The organism is Deltaproteobacteria bacterium (assembly GCA_009930495.1).
Classification (GTDB): domain Bacteria; phylum Desulfobacterota; class Desulfovibrionia; order Desulfovibrionales; family Desulfomicrobiaceae; genus Desulfomicrobium.
Genome location: RZYB01000441.1, coordinates 1 through 1178 on the forward strand (window position 1 = coordinate 1; position 1178 = coordinate 1178).

Genomic DNA, 1178 nt, shown 5'->3' on the forward strand with positions numbered 1-1178 from the left:
ATTGGAAATTGTAAGGGAGCGCCGCAGCCTAATGAGCGGGGAAGGGTGCAGCTTTACAAATGGCCTGCCAAAAAATGCAGGAGGGCTTGTTGCGGTGGTTATGGTGATGTTTTTCAAGGGGTTGCGGTTGAGAGGAATTTTTCCACCCTTTAAAAGTATTTAAACCCTTTTAAAGGGTAACCCGGTTAAAAAAGGATTGCTTATTATTTTTACATTCCTGCTATCCGGGTATTTAATTTTTATGCTTCCATAAAAATTTGCAGATTGATAAAAAAATCTTTCAAAAGGAGGGTAACATTTCCCCTTTTTTTGGATTAACTATTATTCAAGGAAGAAAACATGTTACTTCCCAACAACCAATAATATGTTAATAATTTTTAGCAACATAAATTTATGTAAAACAAAATTATTACTGGATGAAAACACTTAATGATGATCAGATTCTAGCGGGTATTCGTGCGTGCAACCCCAAAGTACTAAACCACGTGTATTCCGTATATTTTAACAGTATAAAACAGCTGGTCTGTTTTAATCATGGAACTACGGATGAAGCCCGTGATGTATTTCAGGATGCGCTTCTGGTAATTTTTAAGCGCACCAATGATCCCTCTTTTTTTCTCTCCTGTTCTTTCAAAACATTTCTTTTTGCCATTGCCCAAAATCTTTGGTTACGAAAACTGCATCAGAAAAAAAAATTCGTCTCACTGGATAATGAGGTTTCTGATAGCAGCTTCCTGTTCTGCCTGGAATGTTTAGAATTTGAGATTACAATTCAGGAAGAACGACTGCTTATGTATCATCGGCATTTTGATACATTAACCCAACAATGCAAAGAGATTATTAAAATGATGCTCGAAAAATATTCTACGGAAGAAATTATGAAAATAATGGATTTCAGCTCTATTGCCTATGCAAGAAAACGAAAATATCAATGCAAACAATCTCTATTCCGTCGCATCCAATCCGACCCGGATTATCCACGATTAAAAAGCAATAATGATGAACCAGAAACACTTCAACCAGATTGACCGGTTTTTATCCGGTGAAATGCCGTTCGATGAACAACAGACTTTTAGAAAAAAAATACTGACAAACAGTGCCTTACGTCAGGAATACAATGCGCTGTGTGATCTTATTTCAGGACTGGACTCTCCTTGCTACCTGATCTTACGCCGGCA

The 1178-nt window shown here is 37.1% G+C and carries 1 protein-coding gene; it reads left to right on the forward strand.

Annotated elements, in window-relative coordinates; genetic code table 11:
- Positions 1-416: 416 nt before the first annotated feature.
- Positions 417-1028 (forward strand): hypothetical protein, encoded by a 612-nt coding sequence (locus tag EOL86_15330; GenBank protein ID NCD26941.1) that lies wholly within the window; start codon positions 417-419, stop codon positions 1026-1028.
- The last annotated feature ends 150 nt before the right edge of the window (positions 1029-1178 follow it).

What these genes read in the sequence shown, in the direction of transcription:
- EOL86_15330 (NCD26941.1), top strand. Translation starts at nt 417, where the DNA reads ATGAAAACACTTAATGATGATCAGATTCTAGCGGGTATTCGTGCGTGC.